This is a genomic window from Variovorax sp. V116, from assembly GCF_041154435.1.
In the GTDB taxonomy this organism is placed as follows: Bacteria; Pseudomonadota; Gammaproteobacteria; order Burkholderiales; family Burkholderiaceae_C; genus Variovorax; species Variovorax paradoxus.
Genome location: NZ_AP028661.1, coordinates 3,265,811 through 3,286,763, shown reverse-complemented (window position 1 = coordinate 3,286,763; position 20,953 = coordinate 3,265,811). Strand labels below are relative to the sequence as shown.

Annotated in this window: 22 protein-coding genes; 6 read left to right on the top strand and 16 right to left on the bottom strand. The window is 69.6% G+C overall.

The genetic code is table 11. The annotated features are described in order from the left end of the window. Positions 1 to 21 precede the first annotated feature (21 nt). The 6 genes from ACAM58_RS15645 to ACAM58_RS15620 form a co-directional block, all read right to left on the bottom strand. Positions 22 to 336 carry a chaperone modulator CbpM gene (locus ACAM58_RS15645; RefSeq protein ID WP_012748335.1) on the bottom strand — a complete coding sequence of 105 codons (315 nt, stop codon included), beginning with the start codon at positions 334 to 336 and terminating at the stop codon, positions 22 to 24. 2 nt (positions 337 to 338) lie between these two features. After that, entirely contained in the window at positions 339 to 1,301 is a 963-nt protein-coding gene (locus ACAM58_RS15640; RefSeq protein WP_012748334.1) for a DnaJ C-terminal domain-containing protein, read from the bottom strand. Positions 1,302 to 1,346: 45 nt separating this feature from the next. Further along, positions 1,347 to 1,988 (bottom strand): histidine phosphatase family protein, encoded by a 642-nt coding sequence (locus tag ACAM58_RS15635; protein WP_012748333.1) that lies wholly within the window; start codon positions 1,986 to 1,988, stop codon positions 1,347 to 1,349. Between the two features lie 26 nt (positions 1,989 to 2,014). Continuing rightward, positions 2,015 to 2,656, bottom strand: coding sequence for a phosphatidylcholine/phosphatidylserine synthase (locus tag ACAM58_RS15630; RefSeq protein ID WP_012748332.1), 642 nt, complete (start codon positions 2,654 to 2,656; stop codon positions 2,015 to 2,017). 90 nt (positions 2,657 to 2,746) lie between these two features. Next, positions 2,747 to 3,283 (bottom strand): SRPBCC family protein, encoded by a 537-nt coding sequence (locus ACAM58_RS15625; RefSeq protein ID WP_012748331.1) that lies wholly within the window; start codon positions 3,281 to 3,283, stop codon positions 2,747 to 2,749. Between the two features lie 29 nt (positions 3,284 to 3,312). After that, positions 3,313 to 3,654: a metalloregulator ArsR/SmtB family transcription factor gene (locus ACAM58_RS15620; RefSeq protein WP_012748330.1), complete on the bottom strand. Its 342-nt coding sequence runs from the start codon at positions 3,652 to 3,654 to the stop codon at positions 3,313 to 3,315. A gap of 165 nt (positions 3,655 to 3,819) precedes the next feature. Here ACAM58_RS15620 and bla point away from each other — a divergent pair, with 165 nt between their 5' ends. Next, positions 3,820 to 4,719 carry a class A beta-lactamase gene (gene bla / locus ACAM58_RS15615; protein WP_012748329.1) on the top strand — a complete coding sequence of 300 codons (900 nt, stop codon included), beginning with the start codon at positions 3,820 to 3,822 and terminating at the stop codon, positions 4,717 to 4,719. A gap of 21 nt (positions 4,720 to 4,740) precedes the next feature. On the opposite strand, the gene ACAM58_RS15610 is transcribed toward bla, so the two are convergent. The 8 genes from ACAM58_RS15610 to ACAM58_RS15575 form a co-directional block, all read right to left on the bottom strand. Continuing rightward, positions 4,741 to 6,042, bottom strand: coding sequence for a UDP-N-acetylglucosamine 1-carboxyvinyltransferase (locus tag ACAM58_RS15610; protein WP_012748328.1), 1,302 nt, complete (start codon positions 6,040 to 6,042; stop codon positions 4,741 to 4,743). A gap of 20 nt (positions 6,043 to 6,062) precedes the next feature. Further along, the gene (locus ACAM58_RS15605; protein WP_026284125.1) at positions 6,063 to 6,500 is read right to left on the bottom strand and encodes a DNA-binding transcriptional regulator; all 438 of its coding nucleotides are present in this window, start codon (positions 6,498 to 6,500) and stop codon (positions 6,063 to 6,065) included. 92 nt (positions 6,501 to 6,592) lie between these two features. Further along, positions 6,593 to 7,213: a hemolysin III family protein gene (locus tag ACAM58_RS15600; RefSeq protein WP_012748326.1), complete on the bottom strand. Its 621-nt coding sequence runs from the start codon at positions 7,211 to 7,213 to the stop codon at positions 6,593 to 6,595. A 102-nt stretch (positions 7,214 to 7,315) separates the two neighbouring features. Continuing rightward, positions 7,316 to 7,675 (bottom strand): hypothetical protein, encoded by a 360-nt coding sequence (locus tag ACAM58_RS15595; RefSeq protein WP_012748325.1) that lies wholly within the window; start codon positions 7,673 to 7,675, stop codon positions 7,316 to 7,318. 145 nt (positions 7,676 to 7,820) lie between these two features. Further along, positions 7,821 to 9,242, bottom strand: a complete 1,422-nt coding sequence (locus tag ACAM58_RS15590) for a GTPase/DUF3482 domain-containing protein (RefSeq protein WP_012748324.1) — start codon at positions 9,240 to 9,242, stop codon at positions 7,821 to 7,823. Continuing rightward, positions 9,239 to 10,648, bottom strand: coding sequence for a DUF2868 domain-containing protein (locus tag ACAM58_RS15585; protein WP_012748323.1), 1,410 nt, complete (start codon positions 10,646 to 10,648; stop codon positions 9,239 to 9,241). Before ACAM58_RS15585 ends, ACAM58_RS15590 begins: the two co-directional genes overlap by 4 nt. A gap of 373 nt (positions 10,649 to 11,021) precedes the next feature. After that, positions 11,022 to 12,884 carry an ABC transporter ATP-binding protein gene (locus ACAM58_RS15580; protein WP_012748321.1) on the bottom strand — a complete coding sequence of 621 codons (1,863 nt, stop codon included), beginning with the start codon at positions 12,882 to 12,884 and terminating at the stop codon, positions 11,022 to 11,024. Between the two features lie 110 nt (positions 12,885 to 12,994). Beyond that, entirely contained in the window at positions 12,995 to 14,152 is a 1,158-nt protein-coding gene (locus ACAM58_RS15575) for a PAS domain-containing protein (RefSeq protein ID WP_012748320.1), read from the bottom strand. A gap of 168 nt (positions 14,153 to 14,320) precedes the next feature. On the opposite strand from ACAM58_RS15575, the gene ACAM58_RS15570 reads away from it, so the two are divergent. The 4 genes from ACAM58_RS15570 (at position 14,321) to ACAM58_RS15555 (ending at position 17,297) form a co-directional block, all read left to right on the top strand. Continuing rightward, complete coding sequence (locus ACAM58_RS15570; RefSeq protein WP_012748319.1) at positions 14,321 to 15,106, top strand: helix-turn-helix transcriptional regulator; 786 nt, start codon at positions 14,321 to 14,323, stop codon at positions 15,104 to 15,106. Positions 15,107 to 15,252: 146 nt separating this feature from the next. Then, on the top strand, positions 15,253 to 15,489 hold the full coding sequence (locus ACAM58_RS15565; RefSeq protein ID WP_012748318.1) for a hypothetical protein: 237 nt from the start codon (positions 15,253 to 15,255) through the stop codon (positions 15,487 to 15,489). 76 nt (positions 15,490 to 15,565) lie between these two features. Further along, the gene (locus tag ACAM58_RS15560; RefSeq protein ID WP_012748317.1) at positions 15,566 to 16,396 is read left to right on the top strand and encodes a class III extradiol ring-cleavage dioxygenase; all 831 of its coding nucleotides are present in this window, start codon (positions 15,566 to 15,568) and stop codon (positions 16,394 to 16,396) included. Positions 16,397 to 16,424: 28 nt separating this feature from the next. Continuing rightward, a complete protein-coding gene (locus ACAM58_RS15555) occupies positions 16,425 to 17,297 on the top strand; it encodes an alpha/beta fold hydrolase (protein WP_012748316.1) in 873 nt (290 codons plus the stop codon). Between the two features lie 14 nt (positions 17,298 to 17,311). Here the strand turns inward: ACAM58_RS15555 and ACAM58_RS15550 are convergent, their stop codons facing one another. Then, complete coding sequence (locus ACAM58_RS15550) at positions 17,312 to 18,328, bottom strand: tripartite tricarboxylate transporter substrate binding protein (protein ID WP_012748315.1); 1,017 nt, start codon at positions 18,326 to 18,328, stop codon at positions 17,312 to 17,314. Continuing rightward, on the bottom strand, positions 18,325 to 19,323 hold the full coding sequence (locus ACAM58_RS15545) for a tripartite tricarboxylate transporter substrate binding protein (RefSeq protein WP_012748314.1): 999 nt from the start codon (positions 19,321 to 19,323) through the stop codon (positions 18,325 to 18,327). Before ACAM58_RS15545 ends, ACAM58_RS15550 begins: the two co-directional genes overlap by 4 nt. Before the next feature lie 167 nt (positions 19,324 to 19,490). On the opposite strand from ACAM58_RS15545, the gene ACAM58_RS15540 reads away from it, so the two are divergent. Next, positions 19,491 to 20,942 (top strand): FAD-dependent oxidoreductase, encoded by a 1,452-nt coding sequence (locus ACAM58_RS15540; RefSeq protein WP_012748313.1) that lies wholly within the window; start codon positions 19,491 to 19,493, stop codon positions 20,940 to 20,942. The last annotated feature ends 11 nt before the right edge of the window (positions 20,943 to 20,953 follow it).

Sequence of the window (20,953 nt, the reverse complement as noted above, 5' to 3'; positions counted from 1 at the left end):
GCGGCGCTTGCCCGGCGGCAGCTAGCGAAGCCCGTGCGCGCGGATCACGGCCTTGAGCCGCCGCACCTCATGCTGCAGATCGAGGATCAGCGCAGCGGCATCGAGACCCACGCCAAAATCGCGCTCCAGGCGGCGTGCCTCGAGCGCGCATTGCAGGTCGGTGCTCGAGAACCGCCAGTGCTCGGGCGGCGCCTCGGCCGTGGATATCTGCACGATGCCCACTTCGACGAGCTGCACCACCCATTCGGTATCGGCGCCGCAGGCATGGGCCAGCTCGCTGGCCGCGAGCGGCTGCGACGCGCTGATGGCTGTGGTTGTCACGGAAACGGTCGCCATGCTCACACTCCCAGATGCTGGCGTGGGTTGAACGAAGCGGATGCCTGCGCCAGCTGCTCGTAGGCCTTGCGCGCGGCCTCGCTGTCGGCCGGGGGCAGGGCGATGTCGAGCAGCAGGTACAGGTCGCCAGGCTGCTTGCCGGCCAGCCCGCGGCCCTTGAGCCGCAGCTTGAGGCCGCTGCGCGCGTTGCGCGGCACGGTCACCTCGACCACGCCGCCGGTAGGCACGGGCACCTGGACCTGCGCACCGAGCGCGGCCTCGGTCGGCGTGACGGGCAGCGTCATGTAGAGGTCGCGTTCCTCGACGCGGTAGAGCCGGTGCGGCGCGATGCGCACCTCCAGGTACAGGTCGCCCGCGGGTTCGCCGCCATGGCCCGGCATGCCCTGGCCGGCGAGCCGGATGAACTGCCCCGGATGCACGCCCGGCGGGATCTTGACGCTGAGCGTGCGCGTCTTGAAGACGGGCCGGCCCTCTGCATCGAGCTCCTGTGCGCGCAGCGTGATCTCGCGCTCGGCGCCGTTGAGCGCGTCCTCGAGCGCGATCTCGATCGCCGCGTGGTGGTCTTCGCCGCGCGCGCGGTAGTTGCGCCTTGCGGCGCCGCGGCGCTCGGCCTCGCCGAACAGCGACGAAAAGAACTCGCTGAAGTCGGCATGGTCGGCCGGGCCCTGGTTGGGGCCGCGGTGGAACTCGAAGCCCGTGTCCCAGTCCGGCGGCGGCTGGAAGTCGCCCTGCGCGTGGCCGCCGCGCGCCACGCGGTCGGCCAGCGCGTCGTAGGCGGCGCGCTTTTCCTTGTCGCGCAGCACGTCGTTGGCTTCGTTGATGTCGCGCATGCGCTTCTCGGCGTCGGGCTCCTTGCTGACGTCGGGGTGGTACTTACGCGCGAGCTTGCGGTAGGCCTTGCGCACGTCGTCCTCGGACGCGGTGCGGTCGATGCCCAGGGCGCTGTAGTAGTCCTTGAATTCCATGCTTTTCGGTGGTGTGGATGCCGAACGGTACGCCTGCCGGCCGCTTCAGGCCAGGCTCGAGCCGCCGTCGGCATGCCGCAGCAGCGGCGTCACGGTCCATGTGGGGCCGCTGCGCGAAAAACGCAATGGCTGCGCATTGCCGAGCAGGGCCAGGTCGATCGGCAGGCCGATCAGCGCCGCCAGCGCATAGAGCGTGCCCCCGTGCGCCACCACCAGCACCGGCGCAGGCTGCGCGAGCGCGGCGTTCAGCGCGAGCCGCTTGCGGGCCACGAACTGGGCCAGGGTTTCGCCGCCCTCGGGCTCGCAGGCCCAGTCGATCTCGGCCGACGAGGTGCCGATGAGCGCGCCGAAGTTGCGCTCGCGCAGGCCCGCCTGCGGCGTGGGCTCGAGGCGCAGCACGGTGGCCACGGCATGCGCGGTGTCGTGCGCGCGGCGGGCGTCGCTGCAGACGATGGTGCGGATCGGCTCGCCAGCCAGCAGCTGGGCGGCGCGTGCAGCCTGCTGCAGGCCGAGCTCGCTCAGCGGCTCGTCCACGGCCTGGAAGATGCGCTGCGCATTGCGGCCGGTCTGGCCGTGGCGCAGGAAGTAGAAATGGTCGCAGGCCGGTGACAGCGGCTGCCCGGCGGCAATGCGCACCAGCTGGTCGAGGCCGGGGGCCGCGCCGTGGGGGAAGGGTGCCTTCGACATGGGATGGGATGTGAATGAGCGGACGGTCAAAACTTGGGAATGCGCAGCGTCTTGCTGATCATCAGCGTGCCCGAGAGCGCGAAGAGCAGCGCGAGCGGATGCAGCTGCCAGGGGCCGAGCATCCAGGCGCCGCCCCACACCCCGTCGCCGATGCGCCCCTGCCAGGCGGCCCAGGCCAGCACGCCCACCAGCACCACGCTAGTCGGGATGGGCGTGCCTTCGAAGTACTTGACCTTGTCGGCGCCCGCGGACAGCGCCTCGGCCGTGACGTTGTAGCGCGCGAGCCGGCTCACGCCGCAGCACACGAAATAGATCAGCAGCACGCAATCCCAGCCGCCGTCCAGGCCCGCGGCAAAGCCGAGCGCGGCCGGCGCCACGCCAAAGGAGATCACGTCGGCCAGCGAATCGAGTTCGCGCCCCAGCGCCGAATGCGTTTGCCGCCAGCGCGCGATGCGCCCGTCGAACACGTCGAACACGAAGGCCGCCGGCGCGAGCGCGGCGGCCCAGAGGAATTGCGCGAGCGACTGGCTCGCCATGAAGGCCATCGAAAGGAACACCGCGCCCACCCCGCATGCCGCGTTGCCGAGCGTGAATGCATCGGCCAGGTGAAAGCCGCGGATCATCGAGAAATGCTTGCGGACCGGTACGGGGGAGGGGGTGGTGGCCATGGGGTGCTTCGGAGTCGGCGGATGCTCCGCACCTTAACGCAAGCGCGCTCGCTTGCCTGTAGTCGCCATCCGACTCCGGAAGGGGGCCGCTCAGCCCGGCAGGCGTTCGTCGTAGGCCTTCTCGAGCGCCGCGTGCTGGGTCCAGAAGCCCCGCGGCTTGCGGCCGTGCAGCACGTCGTCGAGCACGTCGAGGTGGGCATGCCAGCCGCTGGCGACGCTGAGCGTGTCCTTGCGATCGGGCAGGCGGCGGTGCGTGAGCACGAGGCGGGTGGTGTCGCCCTCTTGCGTGAATTCGAAGCTGACCTCGGAGGCGGTGGCGCTTTCGCTGCCCCAGCTGATGGTCAGGCGCTTCAGCGGTTCGAATTCGACGATCCGCGATTTCTGGAGGATGGGGCTGCGGCAGGCGGCGAAGCGCTCGGGGGCCACTTCGCCGGAGAGCCGGGTGTGGTCGAAGCGCAGCTCGAACACGCTGCCGGGCTCCTCGGCCATGGTGCCGCCGGCCAGCCAGGCGGCGCGCTTGCCGGGGTCGACGAAATAGGCCCACACGCGCTCGACGGGGGCGGGCAGGGTGCGCTCCATGCGCAGGGTACCGGGTTCGATCAGGGTTCCGAGGTGGCTCTTGGCCATGGCTTGCTCCTTGAAAAAGAATGGGGACTTCACTTGCCGCGGGATGCTTCGCGCCGCAGTTCCTTCTCCAGCGCGTCCAGATGGTTGCTCCAGAAGCCTTCGTAGTAGCGCAGCCATGCGTTGGCCGATGCGAGCGCCGCCGGCTCCAGCCGGCAGACGTGCGCGCGGCCCTGCACGGTGCGGGAAACCAGCCCGGCGCGCTCCAGCGCCTTGACGTGCTTGGATGCGCCCGCAAACGACATGCGAAACGGCGCGCCCAGCTCGCCCACGCTGCATTCGCCCTGGGCCAGCAGCTGCAGCATGGTGCGGCGGGTGCTGTCGGCCAGGGCGTGGAACACGGCGTCGAGCCGTTTGTCGTCTAGTTCAACCATGTGGTTGAATATAGTCGTGCTCCGGAAATCATTCAACCGATAAGTTGAATGATTTTTCCGGTTACACCCGATACAGCCGAGACGCGGCTGCGCCGTCCGGCGCTGGAGCCTGCGCGATGGCGCTCCTACGATGGCCGCCGTTCCATCCACTCGCAGAAAAAACCAATGACATCCATCGCCGATCGCCGCACTTTCCTGCTCGCCGCCTCCGCCTTGCCCCTGGCCAGCGCCTGTACCGCCTGGTCCGCCAAGGCGCCGCAGGCCAGCGCGCTTTCAAGTGCCGAAGCGCAGCTCGCGGCCCTCGAACGCTCCGTGGGCGGGCGGCTTGGCCTCGCGGCCTTCGACACCGCCACCGGCGCGCGCGTGCAGCACCGCGCCACCGAGCGCTTTCCGATGTGCAGCACCTTCAAGATGATGGCGTCCGCTGCCATCCTCGCGCGCAGCAGCCGCGAGCCCGGCCTGCTGGAGCAGCGCGTGAGCTACGCGAGGAGCGACATCCTTCCCAACTCGCCCATCACCGAGAAGAACCTGGGGCAGGGCATGGCGGTTTCCGCGCTGTGCGCCGCCACCATCCAGTACAGCGACAACGCCGCGGCCAACCTGCTGATGAAGATCCTCGGCGGCCCCTCCGCGGTGACCGAATTCGCGCGCTCCATCGGCGATGCGGTCTTCAGGCTCGACCGCTGGGAGACCGAGCTCAACAGTGCCATTCCGGGCGATCCGCGCGACACCACCTCGCCCGAGGCCATGGCCGCGAGCCTGCAGCGGCTGGTGCTGGGCGATGGGCTCGCTGCGGCGCAGCGCAGCCAGCTCGAGGCCTGGCTGCTGGGCAACACCACCGGCGCCACGCGCATCCGTGCGGGCGTGCCGGCCGACTGGAAGGTGGGCGACAAGACCGGCGCCGGCTCCTACGGCACGGTGAACGACATCGGCGTGCTGTGGCCGCCGGCCGGCGCGCCGCTGGTGATGGCGGTCTACCTGACCTTTCCCACGCCGGATGCGCCGGGCCGCAACGACGTCATCGCGTCGGCGGCGCGCATTGCGTCGGATGCGCTGCGGGGCTGAGCCGCCCCGCGTTCGCTGGGCTCACTCCTCGCTCGTCCACTCCACCTGCGCGCCCAGGCTGCGCAGGTTCTCGGCGAAGCGCGGGTGGGCCCGGCGGATCGGCGCGGCGTTGCGGATTTCGGAGCGGCCTTCGATGCTTGCCGCCACCATGAAGAGCGCGATCGCCACGCGGATGATGTAGGGGCTCTCGACCACGGCCGGCGTCAGCGGGCTGCCGCCGAAGCTGATGAGCCGGTGCGGGTCCGAGGAGAACACGTGCGCGCCGAACTTCGACAGCTCGCCGGTCCATCCCAGCGCGCCGTCGTACACCTTGTTCCAGAACATCGCGTTGCCCTGGGCGCGCACGCCCAGCGCAATGAAGATCGGAAGCAGGTCGACCGGAAAGTACGGCCACGGCGCCGCTTCCACCTTGGTGAGCACGTTGCTGGTGAAGGGCGTCTGCACCTTGAGCGGGCCGTTGCTGCTGGCGCGCGACCAGCCGTCTGCGTGCGTGACCGTCACGCCGAACTTGTCGAAGGTGCGGTCGATCAGCGGAAAGTTCTCGGGCGCGCTGTTGCGCACGACCACGTCGCCGCCCGTGATGGCGCCCAGCGCAAGGAAGGTGGTGATCTCGTGGAAGTCCTCGTCGAAGCGGAATTCCCCGCCGCCCAGCACGCCGCCGCCGTGCACCGTGAGCCGCGAGGTGCCGATGCCCTCGATGCGCACGCCCAGCATCGCCATGAAGCGGCAGAACTCCTGCACATGCGGCTCGGAGGCGGCATTGGTGAGCGTGGAGCTGCCCTTGGCTGCGGCTGCGCACAGCACGAAGTTCTCGGTGGTGGTGACGGAGGCGTAGTCGAGCCAATGCTGCGCGGGCACGAGCGGCCCGGCGCAGCGCACCAGCAGCGAGCCGCTGGCACGCTCCACCACGCCGCCGAAGCGCCGGAACACATCGACGTGCGGATCGATCTCGCGCACGCCCAGCGTGCAGCCCTTGACGTTGTCTTCGAGCCGCGCGATGCCGAAGCGCGCGAGCAGCGGCGGCACCAGCATGATCGACGAGCGCATTTCCTCGGGCAGCCGGTCGCGTGCGGCATCGAAGGCCGTGTCGCGGTGGTGCAGCTCCAGCGTGCCGGTGGCGTGGTCCATGCGCACCTGGCTGCCCAGGCTGCGGAAGATCTCGAGGATCTTGCGCACGTCGGTGATGTCGGGCACGCCGTGCAGGCGCAGCGGCTCGCGCGTGAGCAGCGTGGCGCACAGCACCGGCAGCACGGCGTTCTTGTTGGCGGAAGGCGTGATGCGCCCACGAAGCGGCGTGCCGCCGTGCACGATGAGGCTGGACATGAAGGAAGAGCGCGGCCGGCTTATCCGTTCAGCTGCTCGGCCACTTCGCGCCGGCCGAGGCCCCGCACAGCGGCCAGGCCTTCGAGCTGGGCCTTGCGCGGCCTGGCCTTGCCTTGTTCCCACTTGTAGATGGTCTGGCCCGTCACGCCCACCAGCTTGCCGTAGGCGGCGGCCGAGAGGCCGAGCTTGACGCGGTGCGCAGCCAGCCGGCTTGCGCTGAATCGCCGGTGCGGGCCCGATTCGGCGGCCTCGTCGGCATCGCCTGCGGGCGCGGCGCGCGCCACGGTTTTGGTGGCGCGGCGCAGCTCCTTTTCGAGCTTTTCAACCTGCCGGCGCAATGCGGCGATCGAGGCGCGGTGCAGCGTGGATGCTTTTCTGAGCGTTTCGATCTCCGCGCGAACTTCCTTGCGGGCGACACGGGAAATCTCGGATTTCAGGATGGAGGCGATATTTGGCATGGAGCGCATTTTGCACATCTCACGAAGCGAAAACCTGACGGGAGGTGGTAACAGGCGCTTACACCGGGAGGCTGCACGGCCGCGGCCGCGCATCACAGCACGAACCAGCCCACCGACACGAAGTGGCTTGCAGTGCCCGCGAGCACGAACAGGTGCCAGGCGCCGTGCGCATGCCGGAAGCCCCGCCGGTTGCGATAGAACACCGTGCCCACGGTGTAGAGCACGCCGCCGGCCAGCAGCCACGCAAGGCCGCCGCTGTCGAGCCGCGCGGCCAGCGGCACCGCGGCCAGCACGCCGAGCCAGCCCATCGCGATGTAGAGCGCCAGCGGCGGCTTCGAGTCCGCGCCGCCTGCCTGCAGCAGCTCGCGTCCGATGCCGAAAAGCGCAGCGCCCCACACGGCGGCCATCAGCAGCCAGCCCCAGAGCCCGTGCAGCGTGACCAGCGCGAACGGCGTGTAGGTGCCCGCGATCAAGAGGTAGATGGCGCAGTGGTCCACGCGCTCCCAGAAGCGCTTGCGCGGTCCCCGGGTGCTGTGGAACAGGGTGGAGGCCGCATACAACAGCACGGCCGAGAGCGAGAACACCAGCGCGCCGGCAATCCGCGCGGCGTCGCCGGTGGGCAGGGTCTTGGCCAGCAGCAGCGCGGTGGCCGCGAGTGCAAGCACCAGGCCCAGCAGATGGCTGTATCCGTTGAGCCGTTCGCCGGGGTACATCGCGTGGGGTGGGGTGCAGTCTGGGTGGATGGCGGCAAGGGCCTGCGGATGCTAGGCGGGCCGCGTGACTGCGCAGTGACCGCGATGGGCGCGGCGGCTCGGCTATTTCTGCGTGCCGAACGAGTTGACGTGCACCTCGACGATGTCCACGAATTCCGGCAGCTCGAGCAGGAACTCGGGGTCGCGCGCCAGCGGCGCCACGCGCAGCGGATCGCCGCGCTGCGCGTGCATCGCATGCATGTGCTCGATCGATTGCCAGTAGGAGACGGTCCTGAATTCGGCGGCGTCGCCGTTCAGCTTGCGAAAGTACTGCACGCCCAGGCATTCGGGCTTCTTCGCGATCTCCTGGATGCCGTGCTCGAAGCTGTAGCGCAGGTATTCGTCGGCCCGCGCAATCGGCGTGCGGCCTTGCCACACGCGTCCGATCAAGGGGGTGGCGAGCAGTTTGCATTCGACGGCCATGGGTGCTCCTTTTTTTCGATGAAGACAAAAAGACGAACGGCACCCCGCGTGCCGTCGATGTCCTCGAAAAAAGGGTGGGGCGCGCGGCAGCGCCGGCGCGTAGGAATCGGTCGCCTCCGCCTGCAAGCGAAGGCAGGAGCGGCGCTCAGGGTTCGAAGGCGCCCTGCAGCGTGCGCGCCAGATCGGCCGCGAGCGTGTCGCGCTGCGGCGCGGGGCGCCAGAAGCCGCGCGTGGCCAGGCCCGCCGATTCCCATTCGGGGTGGCTGCGCGCGGGCCGCACCGCGCGCACGGCGGTGGCCGTGGCGCGCGTCGGCGCGTCCTGCGTCGCGCTCGTTTCGGCCGCGATGCGCCCGGTGGCCGCATGCCCGCGCTGCTCCAGCGCGCGCGTGAGCTTCAGCTGCCAGGCCACCAGCGCAAACAGCACGCCGTCTTCCACCGTGAGCTCGTGCACGTTGCGCAGCCGGTTCGCCAGCTTGCGGCCGAACGGGCCCCAGCCCTGCGACACGGCACCGCCGATGGCGCCGCCCACTGCCGCGCCCGTGCCCAGCGAAATGCCGGCCACCGCCAGGTCCGCCACCACGCCCACGGCCGCGCCGATGGCGGCGCCCTTGCCGAGCCGCAGGCCCGCGTCCTTCATGGCTTCGGGGCTGAAGAAGTCCAGCGTCCAGCGGCCTTCGATGAGCGGCAGCGGTGCCTCGCCCGCATCGTCCTGGCGAAAGCCATGGAGCGCGAGCAGGTCGTCGGTGCAGCGCTGCGCCTTGTCGAACACCTCCTTCTGCAAGGCCGCGACGAAGGCCTTGCGGCGCGCCGTGTCGGCGAATTCCTCGGCCGGCACCGTGCGGCGCAGCGCCGCCGCATCGACCAGCAGTTCGGCGATGCGCGCGCAGGCCGCGCGGCGGCGCTCGGCGGCTTCGGCGGCGAGCCAATCCGCCACCGCGCGCAATTGCTCGCGCCGGTCGCGCAGCAATGTCGACAGGTCGCCGTAGAGCTCGCGCTCGGCCCCCACGAAAGGCGCCGCGGCATCGAAGCGCACCTGCACGTGCAGGCCGTAGGCCGAGAGCAGTTCCTTCCAGTCGGGCTCGCGGCTCGCCGCATCGCGCACGAAGTTGAGCACCGGCAGCACCGGCCGCGCGCAGGAGTTGAGCAGCTCGATCTCGTCGCGGAACTTGGGCAGCACCGGCTCGCGCACGTCGATCACGAGAAAGGCCGCATCGATGTCCTGCATGGTGCGCAGCACCTTGGCCTCCTGCTCGAACACGCCATGCGCCTCGGGCCCTTGCAGGAACAGGCGGATGCGCTCGGGCGGCGTGGCCTGCGCACCATCGAGGCCGGCCAGGTGCTCGCGCAGCGCCACCGCATCTTCCAGGCCCGGCGTGTCGAAGAAGCGCACCGCGGCCTGGCCGTTCACCTCCAGGTCGACCGATTCGACATGGCGCGTGGTGCCGGGCCGCTGCGACACCTCGCCGAAGTTGGCGCGCCGCGTCAGCGTGCGCAGCAGCGAGGTCTTGCCCGCATTGGTGTGGCCGACCACGGCGATGCGGATGGCTTGATGCTGCTGCTGTGTCATGGGGCGGCTCCCAGGCCTTGCAATGCGTCTTCGAGCCGCGGCGTGGCCGCGACGCGCGCAAGGCCGGTGCCCTGCAGCCAGTCGATCCAGCGCTGCGATGCGTCCGCACCGGCCGCGTCCCTGGCGGCCGGTGCCAGCCAGAGCCGGCATTCGCCGCAATGGGCCAGCACTTCGCGCAGGAAGCGTTCGGTGCCGCGGTCGGGGCTCGATGCGGCGTGGCACACCAGCAGCACGGCACGCGGGCGGGCCTGTGCCAGCCGGTCGAGCAGCGCGCGCCGCGCGGGCGCGCTGCCGTCGATGCGCTGCACCTGGGCCGGGGCGATGGCGGGCAGGCCCTCGGGCGGCCACGGCGTATCCGCGGGCAGCTCGAAGCCGATGACGAGCAGTTCGTCCTGCAACTGAGAAGGCGCGAGGCCCGCCGGCGCCGCGCCCGGCGCGCGCCCCGGATCGGCATCGACGATGGCGGGCGGTGCGAGCGCGGCAAAGCGCGCCGCGAGCTTGCGGTAGTAGGGCTCGCTCCAGTCGGGCTGCAGCGCGGCGCGGCGCCGCTGCCACACCGCCGCGCTCAGCAGCACCAGCGCCAGGCGCGGCAGCAGCCCGTACACCACGATGCAGCCGGTCAGCCACAGCGCCCACGTGCGCTGGCCCGCGGCGCCGGGAGAAGGCGAGAGCACGGTCGCGGCTTCGGGAACCGGAAAGCCGATCTGCGACGGCGCCCAGCCCAGCAGCTGCACGGCGTGCACGAAGAAGGCCGGGTCGAGGATGGTCGTCTCCCAGCTCAGCGTGTAGCTGCGGAACGCCAGCGCGAACAGCAGCGCGGCCAGCACCACCGCGAACGAGAGCGACCAGATGCTGTGGCTCACCAGCCCCAGCGCCCAGGGCAGCAGCCTGGCGCGCGCCAGCAGCCCGGTGGCGGCCCGCACCAGCACCGGCGCCTGGCCGCGCTTGCCGCCGGCCACGCGCGCGGTGAGCGAGAGCCAGATCCAGCCGAGCGAACTGGTGGAGAACGCGCCCAGCGGCAGCCACAGGCCGGCCAGCCACAGCAGCAGCGTGAGCGCGTGCAGGCCGAGCAGGCTCGCAAGCGCCACGATCACGTTGATGTGCCGTTCGCCGCCGCCGACCACGTTGCCCGCGAGGCCCAGGCCTGCCGTGACGATGAGCGCCACCAGCCCGAGCAGCACCCATGGCGCCCACTGGCGGGCGCGTGCCAGTTCGGATTGCAGCCCGATGCGTTCACCGAGCAACAGCGCGCGTGCGGTGATGCGTGCCGGTGCGCCGGAGCTGCGGGAGAGGGCGGCGCGCAGGACCTCTGCATCGTCGAGCGGACCTTTCTCCTCGGTCCATCGGATCGCTTCGGTGACGACCGCGTCCGTAAAGGCAGGTTCGCGCAACGCGGTGTTGGTCAACAGGGTCCCTTCGCAGCAAGTTTCCCCGCAAGTGCCGGGGCGCGCGAATTATGCCCGGCGCGCTCGGGCGGACCCATGAGAAACGGGGCCGCGCGGACGGCCCCGTTCTTGTTCAGCAGGCGAGTCGAAAACGCGTGCCCGGTTTCAGCGCAGGCCGAAGAACGAAAGCACGGCCACGACCACGACGACCAGACCGACGATGTAAATGATGGAATTCACGCGAGGACTCCTCGTTGTTGACGACAGCTTCAGCATCGCGCCCGGGGTGGCGGGCTGCTGTCGGCGAGTGGCGGCCTGTGCTGTAGGACTCGCCAAGGCCGCCCCGAGCGCTTGCGCCGTGCCGCCGTAACGCTTGCTGACAAATAGCCCGCGCTCAGGCCCGCAGCGCTTCGCCGTCTTCTTCCTCGAGGTCGTCGCCCAGGAAGCCGCCGCTCTGGTGCGCCCACAGCCGCGCATAGAGCCCGCCCTGCGCCATCAGCGTGCGGTGGTCGCCTTCTTCCACCACGCGGCCTTCGTCGAGCACGATGAGCCGGTCCATGGCCGCGATGGTCGACAACCGGTGCGCGATCGCGATCACGGTCTTGCCTTCCATCAGCCGGTAGAGGCTCTGCTGGATGGCGGCCTCCACCTCGGAGTCGAGCGCGCTGGTGGCCTCGTCGAGCAGCAGGATCGGCGCGTCCTTGAGCATCACGCGCGCAATGGCCACGCGCTGGCGCTGGCCGCCCGAGAGCTTCACGCCGCGCTCGCCCACATGCGCCTCGTAGCCGCGCCGGCCGCTGGCGTCGCCCAGCGTCTGGATGAAGTCGTGCGCCTCGGCGCGCCGCGCGGCGGCCTCGATCTGGGCCGGGGTTGCATCGGGCCGGCCGTAGGCGATGTTGTCGGCCACCGAGCGGTGCATCAGCGAGGTGTCCTGCGTGACCATGCCGATGTGGCTGCGCAGCGAATCCTGCGTCACCTGCGCGATGTCGCGCCCGTCGATCAGGATGCGGCCGCTTTCCAGGTCATGGAAGCGCAGCAGCAGGTTGACCAGCGTCGACTTGCCCGCGCCCGAGCGCCCGACCAGGCCGATCTTCTCGCCCGGGCGCACCACCAGGTTCAGATCGTCGATGACGCGGCGGCCCGCATCCGCATAGCGGAAGCTCGCGTGCTCGAAGCGCACCTCGCCGTGCGGCACCTCGAGCACGCCGGCATCGGGCGCATCGAGCACGGTGCGCGGGCGCGACAGCGTCTTCATGCCGTCCTGCACGGTGCCGATGTTCTCGAACAGGCTGGTCATCTCCCACATGATCCAGTGCGACATGCCCTGCAGGCGCAGCGCCATCGCGGTGGCCGCAGCCACCGCGCCCACGCCCACCGTGCCGTTCGACCAGAGCCACAGCGCGGTGCCGGCCATGCCCGCGGTCAGGCCCATGCTGAGCGTGTGGTTGACGATCTCGAAGGCGCTCACCAGCCGCATCTGGCCGTAGCCCGTGTACATGAACTCGCGCATCGCCTCGCGCGCGAAACCGGCCTCGCGCTGGGTGTGCGAGAACAGCTTGACGGTGGCGATGTTGGTGTAGGCGTCGGTCACGCGCCCGGTCATCAGCGCGCGCGCGTCGGCCTGCGCCTTGCCCACCTTGCCCAGGCGCGGCACGAAGTACATCAGCGCAGCCGCATAGAGCACCAGCCAGACGATGAAGGGCAGCACCAGCTGCACGTCGAGCACGGTCACCAGCACGATGATGGTCACCACGTACACGCCCATGGCCACCACCACGTCGGCCAGCACGAACAGGGTGTCGCGCACCGCCAGCGCGGTCTGCATCACCTTGGCCGTGATGCGGCCCGCGAACTCGTCCTGGTAGAAGGCCATGCTCTGGCCCAGCATCACCCGGTGGAAGTTCCAGCGCAGGCGCATCGGCAGGTTCACCGCCAGCGTCTGGTGCTTGACGATGGTCTGCAGCGCGACCACGCCGATGCTGATCACCAGCAGCGCGGCCAGCCACGCCAGCGTGTCGCCGCGTTCGGCCCACAGCCGCGACGGCACCTGGCCGCCGAGCCAGTCGACGATGCGCCCGAGGATCGCGAACAGCAGCGCCTCGAAGCCCGAGATGGCCGCGGTGAGCGCCGCCATGACGGCCATCTTGAGGCGCAGGCCCTGGGTGCAGGCCCACAGGAATGCGAAGAAGCCCGTCGGCGGAGGCGCGGGTTCGGCCGCGGGATAGGGATGGAGCAGTTTTTCGAAGAAACGGAACAAGACGTGCGGTCTCCAGGGGAAGCCGCGACTTTAGCCCGGGGTGGCATGTCCTTGCCCCGAAAGGGTGCGTTCCGGCGCCGTCGGAAGCGATGAAGAGGGCCTGCGGCCGCTCAATCCGCCAGGCGCGTCTGGTGCCGCGTCGGGGGTGTCGAGTGGTGCAGCAGGCGCAGCAGGTCTCCCTGCCTGGAGGTGCCGGTCTTGGAGTAGATCCTTTGCAGGTGGGTGCGGATGGTCGGTTCGCCCACGCCCAGCACGCCGGCGGCCTCCATGCCGCCCAGGCCTTGCGACAGCGCCATCAGCACGCGCAGTTCGCCGCCGGTGAGCCCATGCAGCCGTCCGAATGCCTCCCCGGGCATCAGCGGCGCCTGGACAGGGTCCTGGATGAACACCGCAACGCTCGCCGCGAACGGTGCGAGGACCCCGGCGCGCCGGCCATCGGCAATCGGCAGCAAGGTGGCGACGTAGCCCCCGCCGGTTCCACCGGGGATTCCGATCGCATGGTCCCTGGTGCGCATGTCGGCACCCTCGCGGCCTGAATCCTGGATCGCCTGCGTCAGCGCGGCACGAGCGGCCGGGTGGACCGGGGACAACCGGTTGTCGATCAGGCGCATCGCCGTGCCCGAGCGGACCTGCCGCTCGGCCGCAGTGTTCATGTAGACGACGCGGCCGTCGCGCGCCGCGAGGAACACGCCGGCCGCCAGCCCGTCAAGGGTCCTCTTCAGCACCTCGGAATTGAGCACCTGGATGTCGAGCGCGTCGGAAATCGCCAGAGCGCGGCAGACATGCGGCGCAAGGAGCTCGAACAGGGCAAGGTCGCTCTGCTGGTAGTGCAGCGACTCGCCGCTGCGCGACGCGTGCAGGGACGCCATGCGCCCGCCGGTGCGCAGCGCCGGAAACCAGATGATGTCGAGCACGCCGTGTGGCTGCAGCACCTCGCGGTAGAAAGCGCTGTCATGCAGATGGAAACGCTCCATCGACAGCGCGCTCACGTCCCCGGCATTCGAGAGGACGTCCGCCGCGGCCATCGGGCTCTCGGCGTACCGGGCGCCGAATTTCTGCAGGAACTCCGGCTCATAGCCGAAGACGTACAACTGGTCGTTCTGGATCTGCTTCAGGTCGTGCACGCAGATGCCGCCCCCGGCGCTGTCACAGCGCTGCGCAATCTTTCTGCATGTTGCAGCCCACCGCTGCGGGTCGAGGGAGCAGTCGTAGATCGCACCGATCAGCTCCGACAGCTCGGCGGCGGGAATCTGTTGCGGGGCCGTCATTGCACACGATCCCGAAACGATGCCCGAACCGCTGGCACAAGGTCCGTCGAATGCCATACGATGCGGGGCTGATCCATCGACGGATCGTAGGCAGGCGGGCTGCGTTGCGTAATAACCTAAACAGGTGATCCATTGAATGCAGGAGTTGCGTCCCCCGCCCAGCCTTCAATGCACGATGGCACCGAGCCGATCTACGCGCTGTGGGACAAGCTCGCGAACTACCCCGTCTGCGATGGCGATGAAGCACTCGAGCACCTGCTCTGCAGCCTCTGCTCGATCTTCGGCGCGCACAACGCACTCTGGTCGGTGGTCGTGCGGCTGCCGAGCCCCGCGCTGGGCGACGCCCTGAACGGCTGGCGTCCTCTCTTCGTCCGGCTCCTGCGGCCTTTGCCGCCGATGGCCGCTTCGGTCCAGGAGCAGTTCGACTCCTTGTGGTCGCCGTCCGTCGACCTCTCGCAGATCCTTGCCGTGGCCGGCGAGGAACCGTTCCGCACCCAGCTCCTGTTCGAAGCGCTGCCTCCCGAGTGGTTCGGCGGTCCGCACTACCAGCGCCACTACCTGGCCATCGGACACGCGGACAGCATGTCGATGCGCTGCGCAATCAATGACGATGTGCGGGTGCACCTTTTCATTTTCCGAAGCACGGAAGCTCCCCGGTTCTCATCGGCGGACAAGAATCCTTTCGGCCTGGCGCTTCGCGGGCTGCGCTGGTTCTATCGCCAGCAATTGCTCAGCCATGGGCTCCTCATCGCGAACGCGCCGCTCACCGCCACGGAGCGCAGGGTCCTGCTGGGATTGCTCGAAGGAAAGGCGGAGAAAGCGATTGCAGCCATCCTGGGCCAAAGCCCGAATACGACGCACATCCACGTGAAGTCGATCTATGCCAAGTTCGGCGTCCATAACCGGGCGGCGCTGACCTCGCTCTGGCTCGGGCGCCTGCCCGAAGCCCGCTGACCGAGCATCGATCGATGGCGCGGCCATCCCGCGCGTCATTGTTTCCGATGACTCCTTGAGCGTGCGGTCTCCCTAGGCTCGGGGCCTCACCGTTCCGCCTGGGAAGACCTCACTCGCGGTTCCAACTTGAGGAGTTCACCGTGAACATGAGCCCGATCCTCCCGCTCCCGCTGCCGGCCGACGCAGCCAAGGTGCCCAGCCCGTCCGTGCACGGCACTTTCAAGCGTGCCATCTCCGCTCTTGTGCGGCGCGGCGCTGCCGAAACGGCCGACCCGCGGGAACGCTACCTCGCGCAATCGGCCAATCCTGAAGATCTCGAGAACCGCATGCGTGAATGGGAGGCGTACGAAGCCCGCCTGCGATGCCTTCCCCCCGCACTGTGAGGGGTTCCCGTTCTTCGATTCCCTGATGGGAATGCCTGCGGCTACAGTCGATGCAACGCCTTCAAGGAGCATCGGCTTGACCCACGACAACACCCTCTCGCGCCTGCCCACGTATTTCATCTCGCACGGCGGCGGTCCCTGGCCCTGGATGAAGAAGGAAATGGGCGCCACCTACGACCAGCTGGCCGCCGCGCTGGCCGACATGCCGCGCCAGATCGGCCGCACGCCGGACGCCATCCTCATGGTGTCGGCCCATTGGGAGGCGCCGGTCTTCACGGTGCAGGGCAACCCGCGGCCGCCGATGATCTACGACTACGGCGGCTTTCCCGCCCACACCTATGAAGTGCGCTACGACGCACCGGGCTCGCCCGAACTGGCCCAGCGCGTGCAGTCGCTGCTCGAGGCGGCCGGGCTGCCCGCGGCCATCGACCCGGAGCGCGGCTTCGACCACGGCATGTTCTCGCCCATGAAGGCGATGTACCCCGATGCCGGCGTGCCGGTGGTGCAGCTGTCGCTCAAGCGCGGGCTCGATCCGGCGGAGCACCTGGCGCTCGGCCGCGCGCTTGCGCCGCTGCGCGACGAGAACGTGCTCATCGTGGGCAGCGGCCTGAGCTATCACAACCTGCGCAACTTCGGCCCGCAGGCGCATGGCGTGTCCCAGGCCTTCGGCGACTGGCTCGACCACACGGCCGTGCAGTCGCCGCCGCAGGAGCGCGTGCAGCGCCTCGCGGACTGGGCTGCAGCCCCTTCGGCGCGCATGGCGCACCCGCGCGAGGAGCACCTGATCCCGCTGATGGTGGCGGTCGGCGCGGCCGAGCAGGAGCCGGGCGAGCGCGTCTATCACGAAGACGCGTTCATGGGCGGGCTGGTGGTGTCGAGCTACCGCTTCGGCGCTGGCGCCAGCTGAAAAGGCGGCGCGTTGGCAGAATCGGGTGATGCCTTCCATTCCCGATCCAGATCTCAATACAGAAGCCCGCCTCTTGATCGAACGCATCGCCGCGCGCGGCACGCGCCATGACGTGGTGCACGGCGGCGTCCGCGTTGCTTGGCGCCGCTTCGGCGATGAGAACATCCATGCGCCGCTGGTGCTGCTGCACGGCGGCCATGGCAGCTGGATGCATTGGCTGCGCAACGTCGAGGCGCTCTCGGCCGGGCGCACGCTGTGGCTGCCCGACATGCCCGGCTTCAACGATTCCGACGCGCCGCCGCGCGCCGTGCCCGGCGAAGATCCGCTCGGCCCGCTGCTCGATGCGCTGGGTGGATCGCTCGACCAGCTGATCGGCGCGGGCACGCCCATCGACCTGGGCGGCTTCTCCTTCGGCGGGCTCACCGCCGCGCGCTTCGCGGTGCGGCGCGGCGCCATCCGGCGCCTCGCGCTCGTGGGCAGTGGCGGCCACGGCACGATGCGGCGCATGGCGGTGGAGATGATCAACTGGCGCGCCGCGCCCGATCGCGAGCAGGAACGCGCCGCGCTGCTGCACAACCTGGCCGCGCTCATGCTGCACGACAAGGCCGCGATCGATCCGGTGGCCTTCGAGATCCACGACATCTCCTGCCACGGCACGCGCTTTCGCAGCAAGGAGGTGTCGCAGGCGGGCGGCCTGCAGGCAGCGCTCGACACGCTGGGCGGACCGCAGTTGCTGCTCTGGGGCGAGTACGACGTCACCGCCGATCCGCGCCCGCTGGTGGCCCAGCTCACGGCCGGCCATCCGCAGCGCGAAGGCGTGGTGATCGACGGGGCAGGGCATTGGGCGCAGTACGAGCGCGCCGATGATTTCAACAGGCTGCTGCTGCGCTTCCTGGGCTGAACCGCGCGGCCTAGCTATTGCTTCGCCAGCCCCAGCTTGCGGATCATGTCGCCCCACTGCTCGTAGGTCGCGCGCGTGAGCTCGGCCAGTTGCGCGGGGCTCGACGACTCGGCCTCGTAGGCGCCCTGGCGGAAGAAGTCGCGCGTGGCGGGCATCGCGAGCACCTGCGCGAGCGCGGCGTTGAGTTTGGCGACCACCGGCGCGGGCATGCGCGCGGGCCCATAGAAACCGAGCCAGCTCGGCATGTCGACCCCGCTCACGCCCTGCTCTGTCATGGTGGGTACGTCGGGCAGCATCGCGCTGCGCCTGGGCGCCGCCACTGCGAGCATGCGGACCTTGCCGGTGGCGGTGTTCTGGATCGCATTGGGCGCCGCGTCGAAGTAGTACTGCACGCGGCCCGCGAGAAAGTCCTTCGCGGCATCGGCGCCGCCCTTGTAGGGCACGTGCACCACGTCCAGCCCCGCCTGCTTCGCAAAGGCCTCGCCGTAGATGTGCGAGGAGGTGCCGGTGCCGAAGGAGGCATAGCTCATCTTGCCGGGGTTGGCCTTGATGTAGGCCACCAGCTCCTGCACCGTGCGCGCGGGCACGCTCGCATGAACCGTGAGCACCAGCGGCCCGCGCGCGCCGAGCGAGATGGGCGTCAGGTCCTTGAACGGGTCGTAGCGCACCTGCGCCAGCGTCTGCGGGTTCTGCGCCACCACGGAAGAGGGCGCGTACATCATCGTGTAGCCGTCGGGCGCGGCGCGGATCACTTCCTCGGTGGCCAGGATGAAGCTCGCACCCGGCCGGTTCTCCACGATGACCGGCGTCTGCAGCACTTCGCCGAGCTTGTTGGCGACGAAGCGCGCCTGTGCATCCGAGGCACCGCCCGCCGCGAGGCCGAGCACGATGCGGATGCTGCGGCCCTTCTCGGGGAAGGCCGCGGGCCCGGCCGCGAGCGCGCCGCACGGCAGCGCGGCCGCGCCGAGCGCGAACACCAGCCACGCGGCCACGCGCCGGCGGCCGATGAAGGAGTGCGGCCAGGCGTTCATTGCTTCGCCAGCCCGACCTGCTGCACCATCGCGCCCCAGCGCTCGTAGGTCGAGCGCGTGACGCCGGCGAATTCCTCGGGCGTGCTGGCCCCGGCTTCGTAGCCGCCGCTGCGGTAGAACTCGCGCACCTGCGGCATCGCCAGCACCTGCGCGAGCGCGGCGTTGAGCTTTGCGACCACCGGCGCGGGCATGTGGGCCGGCCCGTAGAAGCCGAGCCAGCTCGGCAGGTCGAGGCCGGGCAGGCCCTGCTCGGCGAAGGTCGGCACCTCGGGCAGCGCGGCAATGCGCTCGTTCGCGGCAATCGCCAGGATCTTCACCTTGCCGGTGCCCGAGGTGATGATGGCCGAGGAGGCCGAATCGAACATGTACTGCACGCGGCCGCCGATCAGGTCCTTGGCCGCGTCCGAACCGCCCTTGTAGGGAATGTGCACCGCGTCGATGCCGGCTTTCTTCACGAAGGCCTCGCCGTAGATGTGCGACGAGGTGCCCGCGCCGAACGAGGCGTAGCTCACCTTGCCGGGGTTGGCCTTCACGTAGGCGATGAGCTCCTTCACGTTGCGGGCCGGCACGGTGGTGCTCATCGACAGCACCAGCGGCCCGCGGCCGCCCATCGAGATGGCGGTGAAGTCCTTGAACGGGTCGTAGGGCACCTGCGAGAAGGTGTGCGGGTTCTGCGCCATGGTCGAGGAGGGCGCATAGAGCAGGGTGTAGCCGTCCGGCAGCGCGCGCGCCACCTCGCTTGCGGCCAGCATGGTGCTGGCGCCGGGCTTGTTGTCGACGATCACGCCCGTGCCCAGCACCTCGCCGAGCTTCTGCGCCACGATGCGCGCCTGCGCGTCGGTGCCGCCGCCGGCCGTGAAGCCCACCACGATGCGTATCGGCTTGCCGCCGCGCACCGGAAAGTCTTGCGCCAGCGCCAGGGGCGCCACGCCCAGCAGGGCCGCCGCGCCGAGCGCCGCGCCGAATGCGCGGCGGGTGCCGCAGGGTTTCTTCATCGATGTCTCCGTTGGGAATGTTCTTCTTATATTGGTTTAGAAAACCATAAAAATCCATATCGACTAGGGAATACCCCGAATAGATGCTATTTTCAGCCTTTTTTTGTTTGACAAAATGAACATTGAAATCAAAATACGATGCAACAGACCATCCAAGACACTCATCCATGAAAACTGTCGTCCGCACCGACGAGCGCATCCTCAGCTCCGACATCTTCGACCGCGACAGCCGCGTCAAGCGGCCTGACCACGGCACCTGGTCCGAGCCCGCCAAGGACATTCCGGTCTATCACCGCTGCGGCGTGCTGGTGGTGGGCGGCGGGCCGTCGGGCACCGCGGCCGCCGCAGCCGCCGCGCGCGCCGGCGCCGACGTGGCGCTGCTCGAGCGCTACAACCACCTGGGCGGGCTTTCCACCGGCGGCCTCGTGATCTGGATCGACCGCATGACCGACTGGGAAGGCCAGCTCGTGATCCGCGGCTTTGCCGAAGAGCTGTTCGACCGCCTGCCGGCCGATGCCATTGCCGGCCCCGCGCGCGAGGACTGGGGCTCGCAGGACGCGGCCAAGGCCGCCCACTGGTCGCAGCGCACGGCCGCCTACCACGGCGTGGTCACGTGGTCGCCCACCATCGACCCGGAGCGCCTCAAGCTGCTCTCGCAGGAGATCGTGCTGGAGCGCAAGGTCAAGCTCATCTACCACTCGTGGGCCGCGATTCCCATCGTGCAGGACGGCACAGTGAAGGGCGTGGTGTTCGAGAGCAAGGAAGGCCGCATGGCGATCATGGCCGACGTGGTGGTCGACGCCACCGGCGACGGCGACCTATTCGCGCGCGCCGGCGCGGCTTTCGTGAACGACATCGAGGAGGCCGACGTGCACCACTGCATGAACACCTCGTGGCTGTTCGGCGGCGTGGACATGAACCGCTGGATCGAATTCAAGGCCGGCCAGCCCGAGGCGTTCAGCGCCTTCATGGCGCGCGGGCGCGAAGTGTGCGGCCTGTTCGAGCGGCCCTTCGTCTCGTGGCGCAACGACGTGGCGCTGTTCATGGGGCCGCGGCAGTCGGGCTATTCCGCGCTCGACGTGGACGACCTCACGGCCGTCGAAGTGCGCTCGCACCGCGCCATGGCCGCGCACCTGGACTACTTCAAGGCGCATGCGCCGGGCTTCGAGGAGGCCTACCTGATGCTGAGCGCGCCGCAGATCGGCGTGCGCCATGCGCGGCGCCTCTCCGGCGTGGGCGCGGTGCTGCGCAGCCAGTGGCCCGACGGCGTGGCGCTGGCCGACGAGGTGGGCGTGACGCCCGCGGTGTCGCCCAAGTTTCCGAACATCTCCATTCCCTACGGTGCGCTGGTGCCGCAGCAGCTCGACGGCCTGCTGGCCTGCGGGCGCCACATCTCGTGCGACCGCAACTCGCATGGCTTCATGCGCGAGATTCCGCAGTGCTGGATCACCGGCCAGGCCGCGGGCGTGGCGGCGGCGCTGGCGTCGCGGGGCGGCATCGAACCGCGCTTCGTCGACGTGGGTGCGCTGCAGTCGGCGCTGCTCGCGCAGGGCGTGTACCTGCGCGCCGGCGCCGGGCAGGGCGCGCAGGCGCGGGCCGCGGCCGAAGCCGGGATCTGAGTCGCATGAAC